At 53.0% G+C, this 22,507-nt stretch carries 24 protein-coding genes and 1 pseudogene; 18 read left to right on the top strand and 7 right to left on the bottom strand.

The genetic code is table 11. The annotated features are described in order from the left end of the window. Nucleotides 1–217: 217 nt before the first annotated feature. The 10 genes and pseudogenes from rpsP to M2120_RS00625 form a co-directional block, all read left to right on the top strand. A pseudogene (gene rpsP, locus M2120_RS00580) lies at nt 218–631 on the top strand (30S ribosomal protein S16); the annotation flags it as partial. 158 nt (nt 632–789) lie between these two features. Further along, complete coding sequence (locus M2120_RS00585; RefSeq protein ID WP_280796799.1) at nt 790–1,026, top strand: RNA-binding protein; 237 nt, start codon at nt 790–792, stop codon at nt 1,024–1,026. After that, nucleotides 983–1,609: a ribosome maturation factor RimM gene (gene rimM, locus M2120_RS00590; protein ID WP_432418521.1), complete on the top strand. Its 627-nt coding sequence runs from the start codon at nt 983–985 to the stop codon at nt 1,607–1,609. Before M2120_RS00585 ends, rimM begins: the two co-directional genes overlap by 44 nt. After that, the gene (trmD, locus tag M2120_RS00595; RefSeq protein ID WP_280796801.1) at nt 1,610–2,305 is read left to right on the top strand and encodes a tRNA (guanosine(37)-N1)-methyltransferase TrmD; all 696 of its coding nucleotides are present in this window, start codon (nt 1,610–1,612) and stop codon (nt 2,303–2,305) included. Nucleotides 2,306–2,438: 133 nt separating this feature from the next. Then, nucleotides 2,439–2,786, top strand: a complete 348-nt coding sequence (gene rplS / locus M2120_RS00600) for a 50S ribosomal protein L19 (protein WP_096380636.1) — start codon at nt 2,439–2,441, stop codon at nt 2,784–2,786. Nucleotides 2,787–2,919: 133 nt separating this feature from the next. Continuing rightward, entirely contained in the window at nt 2,920–3,642 is a 723-nt protein-coding gene (lepB, locus tag M2120_RS00605; RefSeq protein ID WP_280796802.1) for a signal peptidase I, read from the top strand. A gap of 4 nt (nt 3,643–3,646) precedes the next feature. Next, a complete protein-coding gene (locus tag M2120_RS00610) occupies nt 3,647–4,276 on the top strand; it encodes a ribonuclease HII (protein WP_280796803.1) in 630 nt (209 codons plus the stop codon). A 33-nt stretch (nt 4,277–4,309) separates the two neighbouring features. Further along, a complete protein-coding gene (locus M2120_RS00615) occupies nt 4,310–4,633 on the top strand; it encodes a DUF2469 domain-containing protein (protein WP_110233074.1) in 324 nt (107 codons plus the stop codon). A 97-nt stretch (nt 4,634–4,730) separates the two neighbouring features. Next, nucleotides 4,731–5,795: a DNA-processing protein DprA gene (dprA, locus tag M2120_RS00620; protein ID WP_280796804.1), complete on the top strand. Its 1,065-nt coding sequence runs from the start codon at nt 4,731–4,733 to the stop codon at nt 5,793–5,795. A 15-nt stretch (nt 5,796–5,810) separates the two neighbouring features. Then, nucleotides 5,811–6,719 (top strand): tyrosine recombinase XerC, encoded by a 909-nt coding sequence (locus tag M2120_RS00625; RefSeq protein WP_280796805.1) that lies wholly within the window; start codon nt 5,811–5,813, stop codon nt 6,717–6,719. On the opposite strand, the gene M2120_RS00630 is transcribed toward M2120_RS00625, so the two are convergent. From M2120_RS00630 to M2120_RS00655, 6 genes are read right to left on the bottom strand one after another with little or no spacing between them, the layout of a single operon-like run. Further along, on the bottom strand, nt 6,682–7,881 hold the full coding sequence (locus M2120_RS00630) for a cation:proton antiporter (RefSeq protein ID WP_280796806.1): 1,200 nt from the start codon (nt 7,879–7,881) through the stop codon (nt 6,682–6,684). The genes M2120_RS00625 and M2120_RS00630 overlap by 38 nt on opposite strands. 2 nt (nt 7,882–7,883) lie before the next feature. Continuing rightward, on the bottom strand, nt 7,884–8,378 hold the full coding sequence (locus tag M2120_RS00635; protein WP_280796807.1) for a cation:proton antiporter regulatory subunit: 495 nt from the start codon (nt 8,376–8,378) through the stop codon (nt 7,884–7,886). Between the two features lie 9 nt (nt 8,379–8,387). Beyond that, the gene (locus tag M2120_RS00640; RefSeq protein ID WP_280796808.1) at nt 8,388–9,290 is read right to left on the bottom strand and encodes a TIGR01777 family oxidoreductase; all 903 of its coding nucleotides are present in this window, start codon (nt 9,288–9,290) and stop codon (nt 8,388–8,390) included. 47 nt (nt 9,291–9,337) lie between these two features. Then, nucleotides 9,338–9,874 (bottom strand): DUF4395 domain-containing protein, encoded by a 537-nt coding sequence (locus tag M2120_RS00645; RefSeq protein WP_280796809.1) that lies wholly within the window; start codon nt 9,872–9,874, stop codon nt 9,338–9,340. Continuing rightward, the gene (locus M2120_RS00650) at nt 9,864–10,313 is read right to left on the bottom strand and encodes a TlpA family protein disulfide reductase (protein ID WP_280796810.1); all 450 of its coding nucleotides are present in this window, start codon (nt 10,311–10,313) and stop codon (nt 9,864–9,866) included. Before M2120_RS00650 ends, M2120_RS00645 begins: the two co-directional genes overlap by 11 nt. A gap of 48 nt (nt 10,314–10,361) precedes the next feature. Further along, nucleotides 10,362–12,791: a beta-glucosidase family protein gene (locus tag M2120_RS00655; protein ID WP_280796811.1), complete on the bottom strand. Its 2,430-nt coding sequence runs from the start codon at nt 12,789–12,791 to the stop codon at nt 10,362–10,364. 112 nt (nt 12,792–12,903) lie between these two features. Here M2120_RS00655 and thyX point away from each other — a divergent pair, with 112 nt between their 5' ends. From thyX to M2120_RS00670, 3 genes are all read left to right on the top strand, one after another. Next, on the top strand, nt 12,904–13,641 hold the full coding sequence (gene thyX, locus M2120_RS00660; protein ID WP_280796812.1) for an FAD-dependent thymidylate synthase: 738 nt from the start codon (nt 12,904–12,906) through the stop codon (nt 13,639–13,641). Nucleotides 13,642–13,667: 26 nt separating this feature from the next. Continuing rightward, on the top strand, nt 13,668–14,645 hold the full coding sequence (dapA, locus tag M2120_RS00665) for a 4-hydroxy-tetrahydrodipicolinate synthase (protein WP_280796813.1): 978 nt from the start codon (nt 13,668–13,670) through the stop codon (nt 14,643–14,645). 69 nt (nt 14,646–14,714) lie between these two features. Then, complete coding sequence (locus tag M2120_RS00670; RefSeq protein WP_280796814.1) at nt 14,715–16,391, top strand: ribonuclease J; 1,677 nt, start codon at nt 14,715–14,717, stop codon at nt 16,389–16,391. Here M2120_RS00670 and M2120_RS00675 read toward each other — a convergent pair. Then, complete coding sequence (locus tag M2120_RS00675) at nt 16,378–17,331, bottom strand: glycosyl hydrolase family 32 (protein ID WP_280796815.1); 954 nt, start codon at nt 17,329–17,331, stop codon at nt 16,378–16,380. The two genes, M2120_RS00670 and M2120_RS00675, sit on opposite strands and share 14 nt — an antisense overlap. A gap of 55 nt (nt 17,332–17,386) precedes the next feature. Between M2120_RS00675 and M2120_RS00680 the strand changes: the two genes are divergently transcribed. The 5 genes from M2120_RS00680 (at nt 17,387) to M2120_RS00700 (ending at nt 22,478) form a co-directional block, all read left to right on the top strand. Then, the gene (locus tag M2120_RS00680) at nt 17,387–17,947 is read left to right on the top strand and encodes a hypothetical protein (protein WP_280796816.1); all 561 of its coding nucleotides are present in this window, start codon (nt 17,387–17,389) and stop codon (nt 17,945–17,947) included. Nucleotides 17,948–18,004: 57 nt separating this feature from the next. Further along, entirely contained in the window at nt 18,005–19,045 is a 1,041-nt protein-coding gene (locus M2120_RS00685) for a LacI family DNA-binding transcriptional regulator (protein ID WP_280796817.1), read from the top strand. Nucleotides 19,046–19,244: 199 nt separating this feature from the next. Next, the gene (locus M2120_RS00690; RefSeq protein ID WP_280796818.1) at nt 19,245–20,519 is read left to right on the top strand and encodes an ABC transporter substrate-binding protein; all 1,275 of its coding nucleotides are present in this window, start codon (nt 19,245–19,247) and stop codon (nt 20,517–20,519) included. A gap of 121 nt (nt 20,520–20,640) precedes the next feature. Further along, a complete protein-coding gene (locus M2120_RS00695) occupies nt 20,641–21,588 on the top strand; it encodes a carbohydrate ABC transporter permease (RefSeq protein ID WP_280796819.1) in 948 nt (315 codons plus the stop codon). Nucleotides 21,589–21,608: 20 nt separating this feature from the next. Further along, a complete protein-coding gene (locus M2120_RS00700; RefSeq protein ID WP_280796820.1) occupies nt 21,609–22,478 on the top strand; it encodes a carbohydrate ABC transporter permease in 870 nt (289 codons plus the stop codon). Nucleotides 22,479–22,507: the final 29 nt, after the last annotated feature.

Here is a 22,507-nt window from a genome sequence, read left to right on the forward strand (position 1 = left end):
CTGCTGGCTTCATGCTGACACGGAACGCATCGCGCTTGCAGAAATGGACGTAACGATTAGCAATACAAGGCTTTCTTCTGCCAGAATAGGAAGTCGAGTTTGGTTCATATCCGACCCTCTAATCAGATATGTCTCGAATCCCTTAGAGCTTGTACCGAGTGTGCCCCCACGCTCACGGTCGTCAGTTCATCCACTACACATCACTCACAGGAGAATTGTGGCTGTCAAAATTCGTTTGAAGCGCATGGGTAAAATCCGCGCGCCTTTCTACCGCATCGTCGTAGCAGACTCACGCACCAAGCGTGACGGTCGTGTTATCGAGGAGATCGGTAAGTACCACCCCACCGAGAACCCTTCGTTCATCGAGGTTAACTCAGAGCGTGCACAGTACTGGCTCTCTGTTGGCGCACAGCCAACCGAGCAGGTTGAAGCACTTCTGAAGCTCTCCGGTGACTGGGGACTCTTCAAGGGTGACAAGAATGCAAAGAGCACCATCAAGGTTGCTGAGCCTAAGGCTGCATTCGTTGTCGACACCAAGAAGAAGCCAGTTCTCGTTCCAAAGACTGAGAAGGCACCTAAGAAGGAAGAGGCAGCTGTTGAGGCTGCTGAAGAAGCCATCGTAGATGCCGCAGCTGAGGAAGCAGTCGTCGAGGCAGTTGCAGAAGCAATCGTCGAAGAGGCTGTAGCTGAAGCTGTTGTTGAAGAGGTAGCAGCTGAGGTTGTTGCCGAGGCTGAGGAAATCGCCCAGGCTGCTGTAGAAGCAGCTGGCGAGGAACAGGCCTAATCAACATGCTCGCATCAGCAGTCAAGCACCTCGTCAAGGGCATCGTAGAGAACCCCGATGACGTGAAGGTTGCTGTGCGTTCGAACAATCGTGGTGAGGTCCTCGAGGTTCATGTGAACCCCGAGGACCTTGGCCGCGTTATCGGCCGTTCGGGCCGAACTGCAAAAGCCCTTCGCACTGTCGTGAACGCTCTTGCAGATGGTCGCAACGTTCGTGTCGACGTCGTCGACACCGACGCCTAACGTGGCCGCTGACACTAGACAGACCCAACTTCGCGTCGGTCGTCTCACCAAGGCCCACGGCCTCAAAGGCGCTATCAAGGTCGAGCTCTACACTGATGAGCCCGAGAAGCGCTTTGTGCCCGGGGCCATTTTCTCTGTCCAGGTGCCAGAAGAATCTCCCTGGTATGGCAAGAACATCGAACTCATTGAGCTTCGCTGGTACAACTCTCACCCGGTTGCCTTCTTCAAAGATGTTCCTGACCGCACTGCAGCTGAATCTTTAATCAAGGCAATCCTCTGGGTAGATCACGATACGTCTGTTCTACCCGAAGAACCCGAGGCGTGGTACGACCACCAACTCACCGGTCTGAAAGCAGTTCGTGACGGTGTTGAGGTTGGCACCATTGCTCGCGTAGAACACATGCCAGCACAGGACTTGCTCGTTGTGAAAACAGCACAGGGTGAAGTAATGGTTCCGTTCGTGAAGGCCATCGTTCCTGAAGTCGACATCGACAAGGGCATTGTCACCTTGACTCCTCCCGGTGGTCTTTTTGAAGAGCTTCCCGAAGAGGATGACGTAGCTGAGGAAACTTCCGAGGCCTAAATGCGCATCGACATTGTGACGATCTTCCCGGAGTTCTTCGGCACTCTCAATGTTTCTCTCCTGGGTAAGGCGCGACAATCAGGACTGATTGACACTCGCGTGCATGACTTGCGTGCTGTCACCACAGATAAGCACCACACCGTGGATGACACCCCCTATGGCGGTGGCGCCGGCATGGTGATGAAGCCAGAGCCCTGGGGTGACACTCTCGATGCGATCCTCGCTGATTCTGAGAGCTCTCACAATCCTGTCCTCATCGTTCCATCACCTGCGGGGGAGCAGTTCACTCAGGCGGTTGCCAAAGAACTTGCTGAAGAAGAACAACTCATCTTTGCCTGTGGTCGGTATGAAGGAATTGATCAGCGTGTGAGCGACCACTTTGCTACGCGGATTCGTGTGCGCCCCATTTCTCTGGGGGACTATGTCTTGAATGGCGGGGAAGTTGCTTCACTAGCCATGATTGAAGCTGTCGGTCGCCTCATCCCAGGCATGGTGGGCAATCCAGAGTCCCTGGTTGAAGAAAGTCACGAGGATGGCCTGCTGGAGTATCCCAGCTACACCAAGCCTGCAACGTGGCGTGATTTAGAGGTTCCACCGGTTTTGCTGTCGGGAAATCACGCTGCGATTGCAGCTTGGCGTCACGAACAGCAGCTTGAACGCACCAAGCGCGTTCGTCCCGATTTACTTCCTGAGTAAATCTCTGGCACAATTGATCCTTGTGCCGTTGGTCTTACCCTGCCACAGGGGGCACTGAGACTTACAACACAGCACACGTTCTTTTTCATCATTCACGTATGAGGCCTGTGGCTTGTACAGATTGAGATACATCATGCACATTCTTGACGCTGTAGACGCTCCTTCACTGCGTAGCGACATTCCAGAATTCCGCGCCGGTGACACCGTAAAGGTTCACGTAAACATCATCGAAGGTAACCGCTCTCGTATCCAGGTTTTCCAGGGTGTCGTTATCGGTCGTTCGGGTGAGGGCGTTCGCGAAACCTTTACCGTTCGCAAGGTTTCCTTCCAGGTAGGTGTGGAGCGTAAGTTCCCCGTACACTCGCCAGTCATCGACCACATTGAGGTTGTCTCTCGTGGTGATGTACGTCGCGCGAAGCTGTACTACCTGCGCAACCTTCGCGGTAAGAAGGCAAAGATCAAAGAAAAGCGCGACTTCTAAGTCAACACTTTCCAAGACCCCCGGTTTTCCCGGGGGTCTTGTTTTTTACCTCGGTGTTTCACTTCCCTTACACAGGCTTTTGTCGGGAAGGGCAACCTAGACTTGAATCGCGATATTAGAGAGATTCCACACCATGGCCACTGCAACATCTTCGAGGCGCTCTGCCTCCAGAACGGTGCTGTTCTTTGTTCGGGATGTTCTGGTTATTTTCGGTATTGCGATTCTGGTTTCTTTCCTAGTGAAGACCTTCCTCGTTCGCTCTTTCTTCATCCCATCTGCATCGATGGAACAGACATTGATGATTGATGACCGTGTCATTGTCAATGAGCTGGTTCCTAAGGCAGTGGCGGTTGATCATGGTGACATTGTTGTTTTCAAGGATCCAGGCGGTTGGCTACCTGCCCGCCCACCGGTTGAACTTTCCGGTATTCAGGCAGGAACTGAATGGGTTCTCTCCTTGTTTGGTTTGGCCTCGCCAGATAGCAACGACCACCTGATTAAGCGCGTGATTGGTCTACCAGGGGACACTGTTCAGTGTTGCTCAGCCGAGGGCAAGATCATCGTGAACGGTGTTCCTATTACTGAGCCCTACATCACCATCCCTGCAGGTGAAACTCGAGCTTCGGCCATTGACTTCAATGTCACTGTTCCGGAAGGTTCCCTCTTTGTGATGGGAGATAACCGCTACAACTCCAAGGATTCTCGTTACAACACCGACAAGCCTGGTGGAGGATTTGTCGGAATGGATAATGTTGTCGGTCGCGCCTTTGTCCTCAGTTGGCCAATGAGCCACTGGGGTTGGCTCTCCAACTATCCAGAAGTCTTTGCTGACGTCCCCAAGGCGTCTGCCCAGTAAATCCATGCCTACAGATCCCACCCTTGAGGTTGAGCACGAGCTCTTTGCCAGTGGAGCATCTCTGATCATCGGAATAGATGAGGTTGGTAGAGGCGCCATGGCCGGACCGGTCATGGTGGGTGTATGCGCGGTGAAGCAAGGTGTTCAGGACTTTCCTGCTGGACTACGAGATTCCAAATTGGTTTCAGAGAAGAAACGTCTGAGCTTGTTTCCTGAGGTTCAGGCATGGGCCCCAACGGCCGTTGGTGAGGCTTCTGCGGCAGAGATTGATGAACTTGGAATCACGGCCTGTTTGGGGCTTGCTGCGCGCAGAGCGCTCATCCTTCTGCATGAAGCAGGAGTTCCTGTGGGAGAAGCAACCGTGTTACTTGATGGTTCTCACGACTGGCTCAACCCTGCACTCTCCAGCAAGCTTCCGGTGATTACCCGAGTCAAAGCAGACCAAGACTGTGCTGTTGTTTCTGCTGCCTCGATTGTTGCAAAGGTCACCAGAGACGAGCTCATGGTGAACTTAGATGCCCAACATCCTGACTATGGATGGGCATCGAATAAAGGCTATGGCGCCGCAGTTCATATGGAAGCCATCAAGACGATCGGCCTCACTCCTTACCACCGTGCCAGTTGGGTGAAATAACCTCCACTTGGTTAGACATAAGATTGATTCACCATGGATGAAGAAGACTTCGACGACTACGACCGCGAAGCGGAGCTCGCTCTGTATCGCGAGTATCGCGATGTTGTGGGTCAGTTCTCCTATGTGATTGAAACCGAGCGTCGTTTCTATCTCGCCAACGAAGTTGACGTGAAGCGTATTGATGCTGAACATGACTTCTATTTCGAGCTCACCATGAACGATGTGTGGGTCTGGGATGTTTATCGCGCAGATCGCTTCGTCAAGAGCGTCCGAGTGCTCACCTTCAAGGATGTCAACGTGGAAGAACTCTCGTCCAAGGAGTTTGAGCTTCCTAAGGAACTCGCACTCGACGAGTAGTCCTCCACGGTTGTGTTGAGCACAAGCTATTCACAACTTCTGTCTGCGCGTGTTTCTGTGTGAACTAAGTGTTTGAAGATGCTCTTCGGAGGTCTTCATGACAACAATTTGTGGTTTGCCCCGTCTTGCCGTGGAAGAAAGCATGCGACAAGTCATGCCAACTGAGGCAGATATCGAAACTCTTGCTCACGCTTTCGCTCGCGCGGCCTGGACAACCTTGGTTGAACCAGGGGACCGCGTAGCTGGTCGGCTCATCTCGATGTGTGGAGCTGAAAGGGCACTTCAATTTCTCATTGATCGATTTCGCGCCGATGAAATCGTGCAGGAGTGTTTGGCCCCGGAAGAGATCGAGTGTGAGTCTGAGCTATTCATTGAAGATCTGGCTGAAGGAATCATGCGATGGCAGCCTCGCCTCAGTTCAGGTGATGTGCTCAATGCCGTGATTCACGCAGCAGGATTAGGGGCCTTTCTGTTGACGCCAGAGCAGGATACTTGGCCCAGGGGGCTCAGAGATTTAGAACTGCACGCACCCGTTGCGTTGTGGGCACGTGGTCAGCGCGCTGCCCTGAGCGGATTCGATCATTCTCTTGCCGTAGTGGGAGCACGGGCCTCCACAGGTTATGGCGAGCACGTCACGATGGAAACGGTCTCTGCCATTGCTGAACGCGGTGTTTCCATCGTCTCTGGTGCCGCCTATGGCATTGATGGAATGGCACACCGCAGCGCCCTGGCAGTGGGAGGAACAACCATGGCGTTTCTGGCTGGTGGTGTTGACAGGTTCTATCCGAGCGGTCACGATGCTCTGCTGGGAAGGATTATGGAAACCGGGGTAGTACTTGCCGAAGCACCCTGTGGTTATGCGCCGACAAAGTGGAGATTCTTGCTTCGCAATCGACTCATCGCTGCCTCAACCCAAGCAACTGTTGTGATGGAAGCAGGGTGGCGTTCAGGGTCACTCAACACTGCAAATCATGCCGCTTCATTAGGCAGGCCACTTGGGGTTGTGCCAGGTCCGGTGACGAGTGCGGCTTCTGCGGGGTGTCATCGACTTCTTCGAGAATACGATGCCATGTGTGTCACCACAGCATCTGAAATGTTGGAACTGCTTCCAGGCCAGCCTGCTGCCCTGAGCGAGTCTGAACGGCAGGAAAGCGCTGAGTGAGGCATCCTTGAAAGCATGCAACTAGAGAGCGCCCTGGATGGCTTCATGGCCTATCTGGGTGCTGAGCGTGGCTATTCCGAGCACACCATCAAGGCATACTCCTCAGATCTGCGAGATTTGGCCAACTATGCCGAACGCAGGGCAGTAAAGAACCTCGATGGCATCACACTTGAGTTCCTGCGGGATTGGTTGTACGAATCGGCGCAATCTGGACTGACAAAAACGACGCTTGCTCGTCGATCGGCAAGTGTGCGCAGCTTCACAGCATGGATGCGCAGACAAGGGCTCACTCAAGCAGATGCTGGAGCCCGCCTGAAGTCTCCTAAAGCAGATCAGTCACTCCCGCGAGTGATATCTCTGCCTCAACTGGAGGACATCTTTGAGAAATTGACAGACACAGCTGCCGAAGGGGAGCCTATTGCACTGCGTGATCTGGCCATCATTGAGTTGCTCTATGCTTCTGGCTTACGTGTGTCAGAACTCGTGGGCTTGAACCTAGGAGATGTGGATCTTGATCGCTTGACAGTTCGAGTCATGGGTAAGGGATCGAAAGAACGTATCGTGCCATTTGGTATCCCGGCAGCATCGGCATTGACCGACTACCTGACTCGTTCGCGCAAGATGTTGGTTGAAGGCAAGCCACACACCAATGCATTCTTTGTGGGTGCTCGTGGAGGGAAGCTCAGTACCCGTGCGGTCTATGCACTCGTTGCCTCGCTATTGGAACCGCTGGGAGGCAGTGGACCTGCCGGTCCACACTCATTGCGTCACACCACGGCAACCCATTTGCTTGATGGCGGTGCAGATTTACGTATTGTGCAAGAAATGCTCGGTCATGCCAGCATGGGGACAACGCAGATATACACCCACGTGTCGATGGAAAGACTTACTTCGAGCTACCAACAAGCGCACCCTCGCGCTTAGCTGCTGCTTTCATTCTCTGCTTGAACCAGGCTGTGTCTGTGATGCGTGCCAAGACCGGTCCTGAGATGACCGTGATAAGCATGTAGGTGGCAGCTAGCGGTGCAATCAGGGGCTGAACACCGGCACTCACAGCAAGGCCGGCGATAATCACCGTGAACTCACCACGAGGCATCAGGGCAACACCCGTACGCCAGCGACCAGGGCGACCAATGCCTGCCTTTCTGGCAGCAAGATATCCAGTCATCACCTTGGTGGACATGGTGATCGCAGCGAGGATAAGCGCAGGAATAAATACTTCTGGAATATCTGCTGGATTCGTGGTCAAACCAAAAAACACGAAGAAGATTGCCGCAAAGAGATCACGCAGTGGTGCAAGTAGTTTCTCGGCGTTGTGGGCAACCTGACCAGAGAGGGCGATACCCACTAAGAAAGCCCCTACAGCCGCCGAAACTTGAACCTGTGAAGCAAGACCTGCCACCAGCATTGTGAGGCCAAGAACTCCCAACAGGAGGGTTTCTGGCTGCTCTGGGTGGAAGATGCGAGATAGCTTCTTACCGTGACGCACAGCGAGGTAGAGAACGATGGTGACGGAGCCCACAGCAATGGCAACGGTTATTGCGCCTTCGAGCAGGCTGGCCCCAATGACAACTGCAGAGAGGATAGGGAGGTAGAAGGCCATGGCGAGGTCTTCCAACACCAATACCGACAACACGATTGGAGTTTCACGGTTACCGAGTCGTCCCAGGTCGCGTAAAACTTTAGCAATCACCCCGGAGGAGGAGACCCACGTGACGCCGGCCATGACGAGTGCGGCGATGGGACCCCAGCCCAAGATAAGTGCGAACACAGCGCCGGGCACTGCGTTGAGCAATCCATCCCAGATTCCCGCACGAGCAGAGCTTTTGAGATTACCTACCAATTCTGTAGGTGAATATTCCAAACCGAGCATGACCAACAACAGCACAACACCAAGCTCAGCGCCGGAGCTGAGGAAATCAGTACTTGCGTGCAGCGGGAGCAGACCACCAGAGCCGAATACTAGCCCTGCCGTCATATAGAGAGGGATGGGGGATTGGCCGTATTTGATGGCGAGGCGCCCGAGCAAACTGAGGCCGAAGAGCAGTGCTCCTACCTCAATGAGCATCCAGGTCTCGTCATGCATGGCTAAACCTGACTGTGTGCCAGTAGTTTGTCTAGCTTGTCTAAGCCCTCGCGAGTGCCCACAGCGACAATGAGGTCATCCATGCGCAACACCTCTGCAGGGGTGGGTGAAGGAATGACATCATTGCCGCGCAAGATGGCCACGATAGACACACCAGTTTTGGTTCGTGCTTGAGTGTCACCCAACGGGCGATCTAAAAAGCGAGAGTCAGAAGGTAGGACCAGTTGTTCAGTAAACAATCCGATAGTTCCATTACCGAGGTCAGAGAGCTGACTCAGTAATGCTGCGTGCCCGAGTAAGTCCGAAAGTGCAGATGCCTCATCGCCTGTCAGAGAGACAGAGCCAAGGATGGCATCTGGATCTTCTGGATCGTAGAGAGCAACTTCACGATGGCCGTCTCTGAAGCTGAGGACACCAATATGCTGGCCATCCTGTGTCACGACGTCGTGACGTACTCCAAAACCGGGGAGGTCAATTTTTTCGATGCGTACACCCATACCTCCACGTTATCCCAGAGCAGAGCGCACGCCATCCTCAATATCGCTGTCAGTGAAAGTGAAACCAGAACTTAACAACACCTCAGGGACGATCTTTTGACTAGAAAGCAGAAGCTCACGCCCGGCTTGGCCAAGGATCAGTGAGATGGCAAAGCCTGGTGTGGGAAACCAGTAGGGCCGTTTCATCTGCCGGGCAAGAGTTTTCATGACGGTGCCAGAGGTTGCAGGTGTGGGGGCAACGAGGTTGACCGGACCTGCAATCTCATTCTCAATCAGGAAAGCTAATGCACGGGCTTCATCTCTGAGGCTGATCCACGGCCACCAGTCTTTACCGCCGGCTAATGGCCCGGAGGCAAAGAGCTGAGTTATGAGTCGAAGCGGACCGAGAGCTCCTGCTTTGCCAAGAACCAAACCTGTGCGCGCATATGCCACACGTGTGTGCTTCTCCGCAGGCTGCGCAGCAGCTTCCCACGAGGCAACAACATCGGCCAGAAAACCTGAACCGTGTTCTGAATTTTCTGTCAACGCTTCATTGCCACGGTCCCCATAGAATCCTACGGCTGAGCCTTGGACGAGCACCTGAGGTTTGTTAGAAGCTGAAGCAATACCTTCCACAATCGCAGTGGTTGACGACAGTCGAGAGTAGAGAATGTCGTGCTTGGTCTTTGCAGTCCACGGCATTTTGCTGATGGTGGAACCGGCCAAGTTCACAACTGCATCAATGTGACCATGCTGTTGAGCAATCTCATCAAGGTTGAGCGCTGAGTTTCCGGGTTCCCACTGAATTCGCCCAGGACCTGCTGAGCGAGAGAGCAAAAACACTGTGTGGCCAGCTACTTCGAGTTCTCCCCGGAGTGCAGTGCCAATCATCCCGGTGCCACCGGCGATGAGAACCGTTAACGATCGAGCCACGACTGCCTCCATAACTGGAAGCGGCCGTGGCTCGAAAGATTAGTGAGCTAGGCGGAAGCGCTTCCGCGTCCCACGATACCCGCGCGCACCAACAAGACATAGATTTGGCAACCGAGGCAGTAACCAAATACCGAGTTGAGGAATGCTGCCACAAAGGCAAAAGCCATTGCGATGATTGCGCCAGTGCTGATTCCCAGCACGGCAAAGACCAGACCAGCAAGAGCAATAATGAAACCAATCAGCTGCGCAAATGTGGGGGGCTTAGGGTCTTCAAGTTCAGTCGGTGCCGCAAGGCGAGGACGAACCAGGGCCTTGAAGATAGCGCCATAGGGGTGCTTAGCAATGCCAGCGAATGCACCAATGGCGAAGATCACAGTGATGTAGGTCAACAGAAGTCCAGCGGGTGTGAAGAAGTTGCCTGCCAGAGAATTGCTACTCGAGAGTGCTTCGGGGTTTGCCAGCAACAGGATCAACTCAATTGAGAGAGTGATAAGTGTGAGGGTGGCGCCAAAGCGTGGGCCACGAGGATCAATACCTTGTGTTCCAGGCTTAGCTGCGAGGGGGTTGGGCTTGTTAGATGACATAGCTGTCGTGCTCTCTCTTGATAGCGATTTCCAAACCAGTGGTGACTGCTTCGGGTCGTGGTGTTCCACCGATGCGCGCAGCTACTGCTCCGCTGTCATCGAGGATGAACGTGGTGGGGGTTTGCAAGATGTTGAATTGCTGGGCTAAATCTTGACGGTTGGTGAGGTCAACTTCGACGTGGTTGACGCCAGGGTGCTCCGTGGCAACACGTTCCAGGTAGTTACGTGTACCGGGGCATTTGGTGCAGAACTCGGTACTGAACTGAAGCAGAGTTCCTATTTTTCCGAACTCAATTCCTTCTCCCAAGATCTCCGGATCAATGCGAGTTAGCCCATCTTGTTTTTTCACTCGACCCTCTGCTGTCTTGATGATCAGCCCAAGTGCAGTAGACACCACAATCAGGCCGCCCAGCAGCAACAGAATCAGAGAGAGGTCCATAGTCTGTCCAGACTAAATCTCACTACCTGCTTCAGGACAGGGAAGATGTCACAAAAAGAAACTTAAGCGATGTGCCTCATTCTCCAGCGAAGTGCCGACGTGAAGTGTGAACTCACCAGGTTCGTAATTCCAATGACCATCCCAGTGTGCAAAAGCCCGTAGGGGAACAGAAATACAAACCTGTTCACTGAAACCAGGCTCAACCCAGACTGAAGCGAATCCAACCAACCAACGTGCCGGACGATCAATAGCGGTTTCTGATCTGGATGCATAAACCTGGACTACTTGCTTACCTGCGCGGTTACCGGTGTTGGTGAGATTCAGCTCAATCTTTGCGCCATTGTGTTCTTCCGAAATAGCTGGGATTCCCACATGCCAGGAGGTGTATCCCAAACCGTGACCAAAGCAAAAAGCTGGTGCAGTGTTGTTCTTGAGCCACGCTTTATAGCCAATGTGGATTCCCTCGTCATAGCGAACAACACCGTTCTTGGGTGATGTGTCCAAAATGGGAACATCAGATTCTGTGCTGGGCCAGGTGGTGGGTAGTCGACCACCGGGCTCACCTTCTCCGCTGAGAATATCGACCAGGGCATTACCGAATTCTTGCCCAGCGAAATAGGTCACCAATATGGTCGAGACTTCATTTCGCCACGGCATGAGAACTGGAGAGCCAGAATTCACCACCACAATTGTGTTGTGATTTGCTTTGGTGACCTGGGAAACGAGTTCGTCTTGAAGGCCAGGAAGTGCAAGGGAGCTTCGATCAAAGCCTTCGGATTCGACTGCTGCGTTTGTTCCCACAACCACAATGGCGACATCTGCTTCGCGAGCTGAAGACACGGCCTCATCGATCAGAGACTGAGGGTTTGCAGTAAATGATGTGATGCCACACACCGCTGTCATGAATGGCTGCTCAGGATCAAGATCTATTTCACAGCGAAGAGAATAAGTTCTGTCAGCCATGACCACGGCGGGGACACTTGCAGAAGGCGTGGAGAAGATAGCTCCTCCGGGGTCCTTGCTCGTGAGCTTCGTGGAGGTTGTGCCGATGAGTTCCTCATCAATAAAGATACGACCTTCTCCAATGCCAGTGAGGCCCAAAAGGATTTCTCCGGAAACATCTGCAGTCCACTGCGCTTCCCATCGGAAGGTCTTTGTGTTCTGACGCTGATCACCCAAGTCAAGAATCATGATGGTCGCGCTAAAGCGATCTTCTTCGCGGATAATCTGATCGTCAAAGTCGAGATAGCTCACTCGCGCACCCTGTTCCCCTGTAAGTGGGTTGCGGATGGAACCAGCATCAAATTCGACGACGCCTTCATGAACAATGGCGCCCATGGCATAGCTCACGTGTGCTTGTGGGTAGCGTGCTGTGATTGCGTCGAGGGGAGTAACAATGCTCTCAGGAACGACAGTCGCACTACCTCCACCCTGCGTTCGTGCACGGAGGGCATTATCGCCAATGACTGCTATTCGTTGTACGTCAGCGGACAGTGGCAAAAGGTTTCCATCATTCTTGAGAAGCACAGAACCTTCAACAGCCAACTCTCGTGCAACCGTGAGGTTGTCAACCTGAACCAACGGTGGTGCTGTGTAATCGACGCCATCCAATGCGCCAACGCGCGAGGCGAGAAGAAGTAACCTCAACACCTTGCGATCAACGACGGACTCGTCGATTTCGCCCTGCCGGACAGCATCTACGAGCGCCTGACCCCAGGGGCCAAAGGGTCCAGGCATCAAGAGGTCTTGTGATGCGCGGGCACTGTTAATGCTGTGGGAGGCGAACCAGTCACTGACTACCACTCCGTCGAAACCCCACTCGCTGTTCAGAGGGGTTTCCAGAAGATCATTCTCGCTAGAGGTCACTCCGTTGATGGAGTTATAGGAAGACATCACTACCCAACTGCGCGCTTCGACAACCGCTTTCTCGAAGGCGAGAAGATACAGCTCTCGCAGTGCCCGGTCAGAAACCTCAACATTTGCGGTATTCCGGTCCTCTTCAAAGTCATTTGCCACATAGTGCTTGAGGCAACCTCCGACTCCCTGTGATTGGATTCCCTCAATCAGCGCGGAGGCGATTTCCGACGTAAGGATGGGATCTTCACTAAACGCCTCGAAGTGTCTGCCACCTAGGGGAGAGCGGTGGAGATTAATTGTGGGGCCGAGCACCACATCTACGCTTTTGCGTCGGGCTTCACCTGCGACGCACACCCCTGCCTTGAAAGCAGCAGAGAGATTCCAGGTGGAACTCAATGAAGATGCCGAGGGCAGGTTCAACGAGGGGCTGTGCTCATCCCACGTCTCTCCACGAACACCGCTGGGACCGTCAGATACAACAATTCGACGAAGCCCTATCTTGGGGATGGCAGTGGTCGACCACATGTCTGCGCCGGTAAGGAGTGACACTTTTTCTTCAAGAGTGAGAAGTGACAACTTCTCAAGAAGAACTGGAGAATCAGGGGAGGTGGGAAGGCTCATCGGTTTTCCTAAATTGGAGGGTTAACGCATTCTGCCTCACGAGTGGTGTTCTCAACTAGCTTGTGCGCGTGTGAGCAGGGGGAGTGTTGTATTTCCAGCTAAGGTTTATGACGTGGCTGAGATTGAATTTCGTTCTGATGTAACTGTTGAATTGGTGCGTTCTAGCGCCCATGATTCCGACGTGCTTTTTGCTGCTCGCGTATCTACTCAAGGGGAACAGACTCTGGAAGAGTCCATGCACACCGCTGAGTCACGTGCTGAAGATGAGAAGCGCGATAAAGGTCTCATCAACTACTTGATGCGCGATCGCCATGGTTCACCTTTTGAGCACAACTCGATGACGTTTTACGTTCAGGCACCAATCTTTGTTTTCCGCGAGTTTATGCGTCACCGCATTGCTTCCTACAACGAAGAATCTGCTCGATACCGTGAGCTCAACCCCGTCTTCTACGTTCCCGCCGCTGACCGCAACCTGATTCAGGTTGGTAAGCCTGGCGCGTATGACTTTGTTCCCGGTTCAGCAGAGCAGACTGCTCTGACCCAGGAGGCAACTAAGCGTGCCGTGACTGTCGCGTATGAAGAGTACGAGCGCATGCTTGAGGCAGGTATTGCTCGTGAGGTTGCACGTGGTGTTCTTCCTGTCGCGACCTACTCCTCGATGTATGTCACCATGAACGCGCGCTCGCTGATGAACTTCTTGTCACTTCGCACCAAGCGTGAAGGCACACACTTCCCTTCATTCCCTCAGCGTGAAATTGAAATGGTCGCTGAAAAGATGGAAGACGAGTGGGCAAAGCTCATGCCGTTGACCTACGCAGCGTTCAACGAGCACGGTCGGGTTTCGCCGTAATCCCACGCGTTAGATACGCTTAATCTGTGGCCAACGCAGAAAACCCCTTCGGACAAGTTCTTGTCGCACTCGTAACCCCGTTCACCGCCGATGGCGAAGTGGATTGGAATGATGTCGAGAAGCACATTGACCATGTCATTTCAGATGGTGCTGATGGCATCGTTGTTACCGGCACGACCGGTGAAACCTCGACTCTGACTGACGTTGAAAAGGTCAAGCTTGTTGAGGTGGGCAAGAAGGTTGCCGGTAACCGAGCCAAGATCATCATGGGTGGTCCTTCAAACGAAACGGCCCACGCGATTGAACTGGCAAAGAAGAGCGCCAAGGCTGGTGCTGACGGCATCATGGCTGTCACGCCCTACTACAACAAGCCAACTCAAGCCGGAGTGCTCACCCACTTCCGCATGGTTGCTGACGCTACTGACCTGCCGTTCATCATGTATGACATCCCTGGTCGTGCGGGTATTCAGATCCAATACGAAACCATTTTGCGCTTGGCAAAACACCCCAACATTGTTGCTGTCAAGGACGCTAAGGGTGACTTTAGTGAAGTGAGCCGGGTGCTCAACCAGACTGATCTTCTGTATTTCTCAGGCGATGACGCCAATGTCTTGCCCCACATGGCCATCGGTGCTTCCGGGCTCATCGGTGTGACCGCTAACGTTGCTTCTGCTCCCTACCGCGCCATGGTTGATGCAGTAAACCGCGGTGACCTTGCTGCAGCCACTGCTGAACACCAGGCACTCGAGCCTCTCGTTCGCGCCATCATGACCCACGTTCCCGGCACCGTGGCAGCCAAGTATGTTCTGCACGGTTTGGGTCGTATCGGTAGCCCTCGTGTTCGTCTTCCGCTCGTGGGTCCAGAAGAGTGGGAAGCAGCAAAGATTGAAGACGAGATTTCTCTCGTTGGTTCGATCGAAGGCGTTGACTTCTCCAACTTCCGCCCTGACCGCAATGCCGCCGCTGGTGGAGCATTGCCCAAAATCGCCGGTACTACAAGGTAGTACCACACTCGCCAGCGCGACCGTTCTGGTGTCAATGGGGTAGAAATTACCCACTTTCCTAAGAGGAATATGCCTAACGAACTTTTTGATCCACCTGCACTAGAACACGGAACGCTGCGCGTAGTCCCACTCGGAGGAGTGGGAGAGATTGGTCGCAACATGACCGTCTATGAGCTCAACGGCAAGCTGCTTGTTGTGGACTGTGGTGTTCTCTTCCCTGAAGAAACCCAGCCAGGTGTCGACCTGATTCTTCCTGACTTCAGCTACATCCGTGATCGGATGGACGATGTTCTCGCTATCGTGCTCACCCACGGACACGAAGACCACATTGGTGCAGTTCCTTATCTGCTGCGTTTGAAGAATGACATTCCGTTGGTGGGCTCTGGGCTCACCCTGGCGTTGACTGAAGCCAAACTCAAAGAGCACCGGATTCAGCCCTACACACTGCAGGTCAAAGAGGGCGACAAGGAACAGTTCGGTCCCTACGAACTGGAGTTTGTTGCAGTCAACCACTCCATCCCCGACGCACTGGCTGTGGCAATTCGTTCAGAAGCTGGTTTAGTGCTGCACACCGGTGACTTTAAGATGGATCAGCTTCCCCTCGATGGTCGCCTCACCGACTTGCGAGCTTTTGCTCGCCTGGGTGAGGAAGGTGTTGACCTCTTCTTGCCAGATTCAACAAACGCCGATGTTCCTGGATTTACTCCGCTGGAACGTGACATTGGTCCAGTCCTGGAAAGCGTGATTCACCGTTCCAAGCGCCGCGTGATTGTGGCAAGTTTTTCTTCCCACGTTCACCGCGTTCAGCAGGTCATTGATGCTGCAGTTGCCAACAACAGGCATGTCGTATTGATGGGGCGTTCCATGGTTCGCAACATGGGTATTGCTGCTGAGCTTGGTTACCTCGAAGTTCCTGAGGGAACCATTATCGATGCCAAGAAGGCAGCAGAACTTCCAGATGACCGTCTGGTTTACATGTCCACTGGATCACAGGGTGAACCCATGGCAGTGCTTGCACGCATGGCAAACCTGGAACACCAGATTGAGGTGGGGCCAGGTGACACTGTCATTTTGGCGTCGAGTTTGATTCCAGGTAATGAGAACGCGGTGTTCCGCGTCATTGATGGTCTTACCAAGCTCGGTGCCAAAGTCGTACACAAGGGCAATGCCAAGGTCCACGTTTCTGGCCACGCCGCAGCGGGGGAGTTGCTCTACTGCTACAACATCCTGCAGCCCAAAAACGTATTCCCCGTCCATGGCGAATACCGCCACCTTGTCGCCAATGCAAACCTTGCCATTGACTCAGGCGTTGATGCACACCGAACCATCCTGGGTGAAGATGGCACAGTCATCGACCTCAGGGCAGGTATTGCTCGGGTAGTAGGCCAGCTCGATATTGGGTATGTCTATGTTGATGGATCAAGCGTGGGTGAAATCACCGACAACGATCTCAAAGATCGACGCATCTTGGCCGAGGAAGGTTTCATCTCGATCATCGTTGTTGTGGATCCGGCAACAGGCAGGATCATTGTCGGGCCAGAGATTCACGCCAAGGGATTCGCAGAAGACGATGCCGTATTTGATGAGATCAAGCCAGCAATTGCGAAGGCGCTTCAGGAAGCCGCCCACAACGGTGTTCGCGACACTCACTCTCTTCAGCAGGTGATTCGCCGAACAGTTGGACAGTGGGTTTCTAAGGGTTACCGTCGTCGCCCCATGATTATTCCACTGGTTATTGAAGCGTAGTTTTCTTCGTTACGAGGCAGCCCCGAGCATCAACTTCTAAAGGAAGTGGATCGCAAATGGTTCCCGTGAATCCGCCCGGATCACCGTTATCTATAAAACCAATCAGTAGCGGATTATTCTCAGCATCTCGAATGATACGTGCTGCATAGATCCCCCCACCGTTGAGGGGAACTGACTTTTCCAGATGGAATGGACCAAGTGGGCCATCAGCAGGTGCGCTATATGTTGCATAGGCAGCAGAAATTTGCGAATCCCACACGTCGCTAGGGCTCGTGCAGAAAATTACAAACCACTTGCCGTCAATTTGCTCCACTTGAAGAACCTCCATTTGCCCAAACTGAGATTCATGGCATAACGGTTCCTTCAATTCCCAGCTGTACAAATCTGATGAGGTGGCGTGGCCAATAGTGCCTGCGGCTTTCTCGGCTCCTCCTCCTTCACGCGCTGTGATGAGCATGTGCCAGAGTTGATCTTCCTCAAGGAAGAAGACCCAGGGATCTCTAAATGGTTTTTCACCACGAAAGTCTGTATCTGCCGTGGCATACCATCGTGAATTTGCGATGAGAATCGGGGATTCAGAAACTCTGTCCCATTGCATTAAATCTGTTGAGATTGCATGGCCAAGGCGCTGTATTTTGCCGACTGATTCCTTATCTATTCCGGTGTAGAACATGTGCCAGAGTCCTGCGTGCTTGACCACACTTCCAGTCCAAATGGCTTTGTTATCGAAGGCATTTCCGGTGCTGGGAAGGAGAGCATCGGGAAGCTCTTCCCAGTTATGTAGATCTCGAGAAATTGAATGACCGACCCGGGCATTGTGGTGACGAAGATCTGTGTCTCCCAAAGATCGAGGAGCAGTGAGGTGGAAAGCGTGGAATACGTCCCTGTCAAAGCAGTACCAGGAATCCCAGAGCCAGTCTTCAGCGCTCGAAAGGGGCATGGCAGTGAGTTTATTACCAGCGGTTGTTCAGTTTTTCCGGGCTAGGCTGTACCTCATGTCTCGACGCTCCTTTCTTCTTCCAGTTTTCGCTGTGCTCCTCAGTGTTGTCCTTGCTGCATGTAGCACGACGGACAACCGCAACCTCTCAGGTGCTGCCGCGAAGGATGCGCTGACCACTGTGTTGAAGTCTTCTGAGAAGAAGTACTTGGCTGAGGGCGGTACTGAGACTGTCTATGTCGGCACTAAGCGGTATGTGCTGCTCTACGACCCCTCGGCAGAAGCAGATAAGCAGGTTGCATTCCAAGACCTCGACACGACAGATGCTCCACAGCTCGGATCGACTGACATGATCCGCATCACTGCGTTATTGAATTTGGTGTCGAAGAACCTCAGTGACAAAGCAACCATCACACTCTCGGATAACACCTTCAAAATTCAAGACACCGAAGTTTCTATTCAGATCTCCGTTGAAAAAGATCTGATGACTCAAGCGATTGTGACCACTGCGGCAAATGGTGCAAATCAGACCACAATGTTTGCCACCACTTATGGTTTCAGTAAAGATGCCAAGAAGTTGCTCAGTTCTGCGACTCCATCTCCTGTGCCTACACAGTAGGAATTCATCGTCGATTAAGTAGTCGACGCGTGTCGACGAATTCGCTAGGCTTTCGATGTGCCCTCATCGAAGAAGCCCAAGCAAGCAACGCGCGCTGATGTTGCACGTCTTGCAGGTGTCTCTGAGAGCACGGTGAGTTATGCGCTGACCGGCGTTCGTCCCATTAGCGAAGAGACGAGAGAACGCATCGAATCTGCCATGAAGGAATTGGGTTATGTTCCCAATGCAATGGCACAAGCGCTCGCCGGAAAGCGCTCAGGAATTCTGGCACTGTTGTTCCCGGTGGGGGAGCGTGGCTTCAACGAGACCGACTTCGAGTACGTCCAGGCCGCCAATGAGGCGGTGGCTGAAGATGGCTATCAACTTCTCCTGTGGCCTAATGCGGTTGAAGATATTGAGTCTCTCAAAAAGATTGTGAACCAGGGATTAGTAGACGGTGTTCTACTCATGGAAGTCCGTTCTGAGGATCCACGCGTGCCCGTGCTTATTGAGGCCGGCATGCCGTTCTGTCTGATCGGGCGTACCGAAGATCCCTCCAAGCTCACCTACGTCGACGCAGACTTCTCTCAGTGGGGGCCACTGGCTATCCGCCACTTGGGTGACCTCGGTCACAAACAAGTTGGCTACATCGGTATTGCTGATGAGCTCATTAATGTGGGATATGGTCCTGGTGTTCGAACCGAAACCGGTTTACACGAAGAAGCTGGCCGTGCGGGCATCACCTTGCACCCTAAGCACGTAGCCGCAACGATCCGTGCAGGTCGTGCTGCCATGGAAGAACTTCTTACCTCAACCCCACCTGTTACTGCAGTCATTAGCCTGAACGAATCAGCAATGGTGGGAGCCCTTGAAGTGCTTGCCTCTCATGACCTCAGCATTCCTGAACAATTCTCTGTCATGTCTTTTGGTATTTCTGAGATCGCGGCAAACATGACGGTGCCTTCACAAACCACTATCGGAGTAGAAGGTAAGGATCTAGGTCGAATGGCCGACCAGTACCTTATTGCCCGACTCAATGGTGACAATAAGTCTGTTCTTCAGCACCTTTCTGCGCCAGTATTTGCTGACCGAGGCAGCACCGGCCCCGCCCCTGAATAAAGCGGTTGAGGGAACAAATCCCTCAAGAATCACGATTCGGTTACGAAAATAAAGATTCTTTGATTTTGGCTAGACATTCGACAAAAGTGTTGGGTAGATTACTTCCTATCGACGCGCGTCGACAACGCGCGTCGAAACCTGGAAGCACCAAAGAAGTTGCGTGATCAACCTGGTCACCACTGAGAAAGGTAACTATCACATGAAGCTAGAAAGCAAGCGCGGTATCCGCGTCGCTGCTGCTGTAGCTGTTGGTGCACTTTCGCTGGGAACTCTCTCAGCTTGTGCTCCTTCTGCTGACAGCAACGTATTCACCGTATGGTGGTACGAGAAGGACACCGCAATGGCCACCACTTGGGCTGCTGCACTTGACGCCTTCAAGACCGCTCACCCTGACGTAACCGTCAAGTTCGAGCTCAAGACCTGGGACCAGATCCAGAAGTCGGGTAACGCAATTCTCGACTCCGACAAGGCTCCCGACCTCGCTGAGTGGAACAAGGGTAACGCTACCGCTGGTTCCGCTTCTCAGGCAGGTCTGCTGACCAACCTCGACAAGTACGCTAAGGAATACGGCTGGGACACCATGCTTCCTCAGTCCGTACTCGCTTACGGTGAGTACACCGACGGCATCATGGGTTCCGGTTCACTGTACGGTGTTCCTACCTACGGTGAGTACGCATCTTGGTTCTACAACGTAGACGCATTCAAGGCTGCTGGCATTGACGCTCCTCCTACCACTCAGGCAGAGCTCGAAGCTGACCTCGCAACCCTCAAGGCTGCTGGCCAGACTCAGTGCATCGGTGCTAAGGAATACCAGAACGTTCACCTGGCATACGGTCTCGCACTGTCTCAGGCTGACCAGAAGTTCGTCAACAACTTCCAGGCATTCGCTGGGCCAGTTGACTGGACCAAGGAATGGACCTACGCAGCAAACACCATCTCTGACTGGATCGCTAAGGGTTACTTCGACCCCAACGCTTCCGGTATCGGTGCAGATGACGCAGTTGCAGCCTTCCAGGCTGGCAAGTGCCCACTGATCTACGGTGGTACCTGGCTCGACGAGGGTATGCAGAAGAACTCTGTATCCTTCGAGTGGAACAAGTTCCTCATGCCTGGTGGTCTCTCTGTTGGTTCTGCAGGTAACCTCCTGGTTATCCCAGAGCGTTCAAAGCACAAGGACTGGGCTGCAGAGTTCATCAACATGATCCTCTCTCCTGAGTACCAGAACATGCTCGGTAACAACGGTGGTCTTCCTCTCCTCGCTGACGAGGCTGCACTCACCAACCCACTCACGGTAAAGACCTACGCACAGTTCAAGAAGATTCTTGATAACGATGCACTGGGTATGTACCCTGACTGGCCAGTACCTGGCTACTTTGACATCCAGCTCGCAGCAGGTCAGAAGCTCTTCTCTGACGGCGACGCAGCTGCATACGTCAAGACCCTGCAGGACTTCTACGACCAGAACAAGCCATAAGTAGAACCTCAGGTAGCTAACTAGTACCAAACAAGAAAACTGGTGCGGTGCACATCTTGCACCGCACCAGTTTTCACACTAAACAGGTAAAACATCACAAAGCCGTGAGACGGGAAATCCAATGTCGATAACAACCTCTAAGGCCAAGTCGCTCGCTCGCAAGCGTTCTGAAGCTGTGAATCAGCGCCGAGGTTATTACTTCTACCTCATCCCAGGTTTGATTGCGTTCGTCGGTCTGATCGGAACTGCATTCGTCTGGAACATCTACCTCAGTTTCACCAAGTGGAACGGTTTGGGTAAGCCCGTCTGGGTCGGTTTCAATAACTACATCAAGTTGGCCGGCGATGACGTTTTTTGGCAGTCATTCCTCCACGCAATCGGATTCATCGGCGCTATGTCGATTGTCCCCACTTTCTTAGGTCTGCTCATTGCGGCCCTGCTCTTTGACTACATCGAGCCTCGATTCGGAAATGCCCCTACGACCGTCATGCGTGGTGGTTTCTACATTCCTCAGATTGTTCCTCTGACAATTACAGGAATTATGTGGGTATGGCTGGTTTCTCCCAGCACCGGTGTGATCAACACTGTTCTTCAAAACATGGGCATTGCTGCGCAGCCCAACTGGCTCGGTGACGCCAACTTGGCGTTCTGGACCCTCTCGGTCATCATGGTGTGGCTGCAAATTGGTTACACCATCGTGATCTTCATGTCCGGTATGTCTCGTCTGGACCCTTCACTGAGTGAAGCAGCCCAGATTGATGGCGCATCATGGTGGCAGCGTTTCCGCATCATCATCCTTTCTCAGCTCGGCCCTGAAATCGGTGTTGTTCTGTTGACCACAACAGTTGCGGCACTGAAGGTTTTCGCACCGATCTACGTGATGACTCAGGGTGGACCTGGTAACGCAACACAGGTGCCTGCCTACTTCTCCTACTTCAACTTCTTCACCACCACAAAGGTTGGCTACGGTGCTGCTGTTGCGACAGTTCTTGCATTGCTACTGACCGTGATGGCTATTGTCATTCTTTATGTTCAGAACCGCCAGAGCGAGGGAGCTAACAAGCGATGAGTATGGAACTAGAAGTCCCAATGGCTCCTTCCCCCAAGCCATTGAAGGCAAAGAAAGTAGAGCTGAAAAAGCGCGGCATTTCAGGCTGGATCGTTTTTGCTATCTTGGCAATTAGCACCCTGGCTTGGTTGCTGCCGTTCTACATGGCGCTGATCAACTCGGTGAAGACCGAGTCTGAATTCGTCAACGGCGGCCCCTTGGCACTGCCCATGGGTTTCGACCTCACCAACGTTATTGATTTCTGGAACGCGGTTGATTTCCCACGTAAGTTGTGGAACTCCGTCATTAGCAGTCTTTCCGGCGCATTGATTGCAATCGTATTGAGCCTATTTACTGCTTTTGCGATTGGTATTGGTCGAGTTCGTGGCCGTTTCTGGATTCTTGCCCTGTTCATGATCGCGTTCACTATTCCCCAGGAAGCGTTGATTTACCCCTTCTACAACATGGCAAAGAGCATTGGTCTCTACGACAGCTTGCTTTCGGTCATCATCATTTACGCAGTACTGTCCACTGCATTTGGAACCTACATGCTCAGCTCTGTCCTGAACGAGTTCCCAGAAGAAATGCTTGAAGCAGCAAAGATTGACGGCGCAACAACCTGGACAATCCTGTCCCAGATTGTGTTCCCGCTCCTTCGTCCAACGTTGTTGGTTCTGTTCACGTTCTTCTTTATCTATAACTGGAACGAGTTCTTGATTCCGTTGGTTCTGCTGCCATCGAATGACAACCAAACCGTCACTGTTGGTCTGGGTGTTGTCTTTGGTCAGTGGACCACTGACCCAACACAGCTAGCAGCAGCAGCACTATTGGGCTCACTGCCATCGATCATCTTCTTCTTCATCTTCCAGAAGTCGTTGATGCGCGGTGTCACGATGGGATCTACCAAGTAATTATTTGGGGGCGTGGTCGGCTTGTTGGT

Origin of the sequence: Aurantimicrobium minutum (genome assembly GCF_029893825.1) — a bacterium.
Lineage (GTDB): Bacteria > Actinomycetota > Actinomycetes > Actinomycetales > Microbacteriaceae > Aurantimicrobium > Aurantimicrobium minutum_C.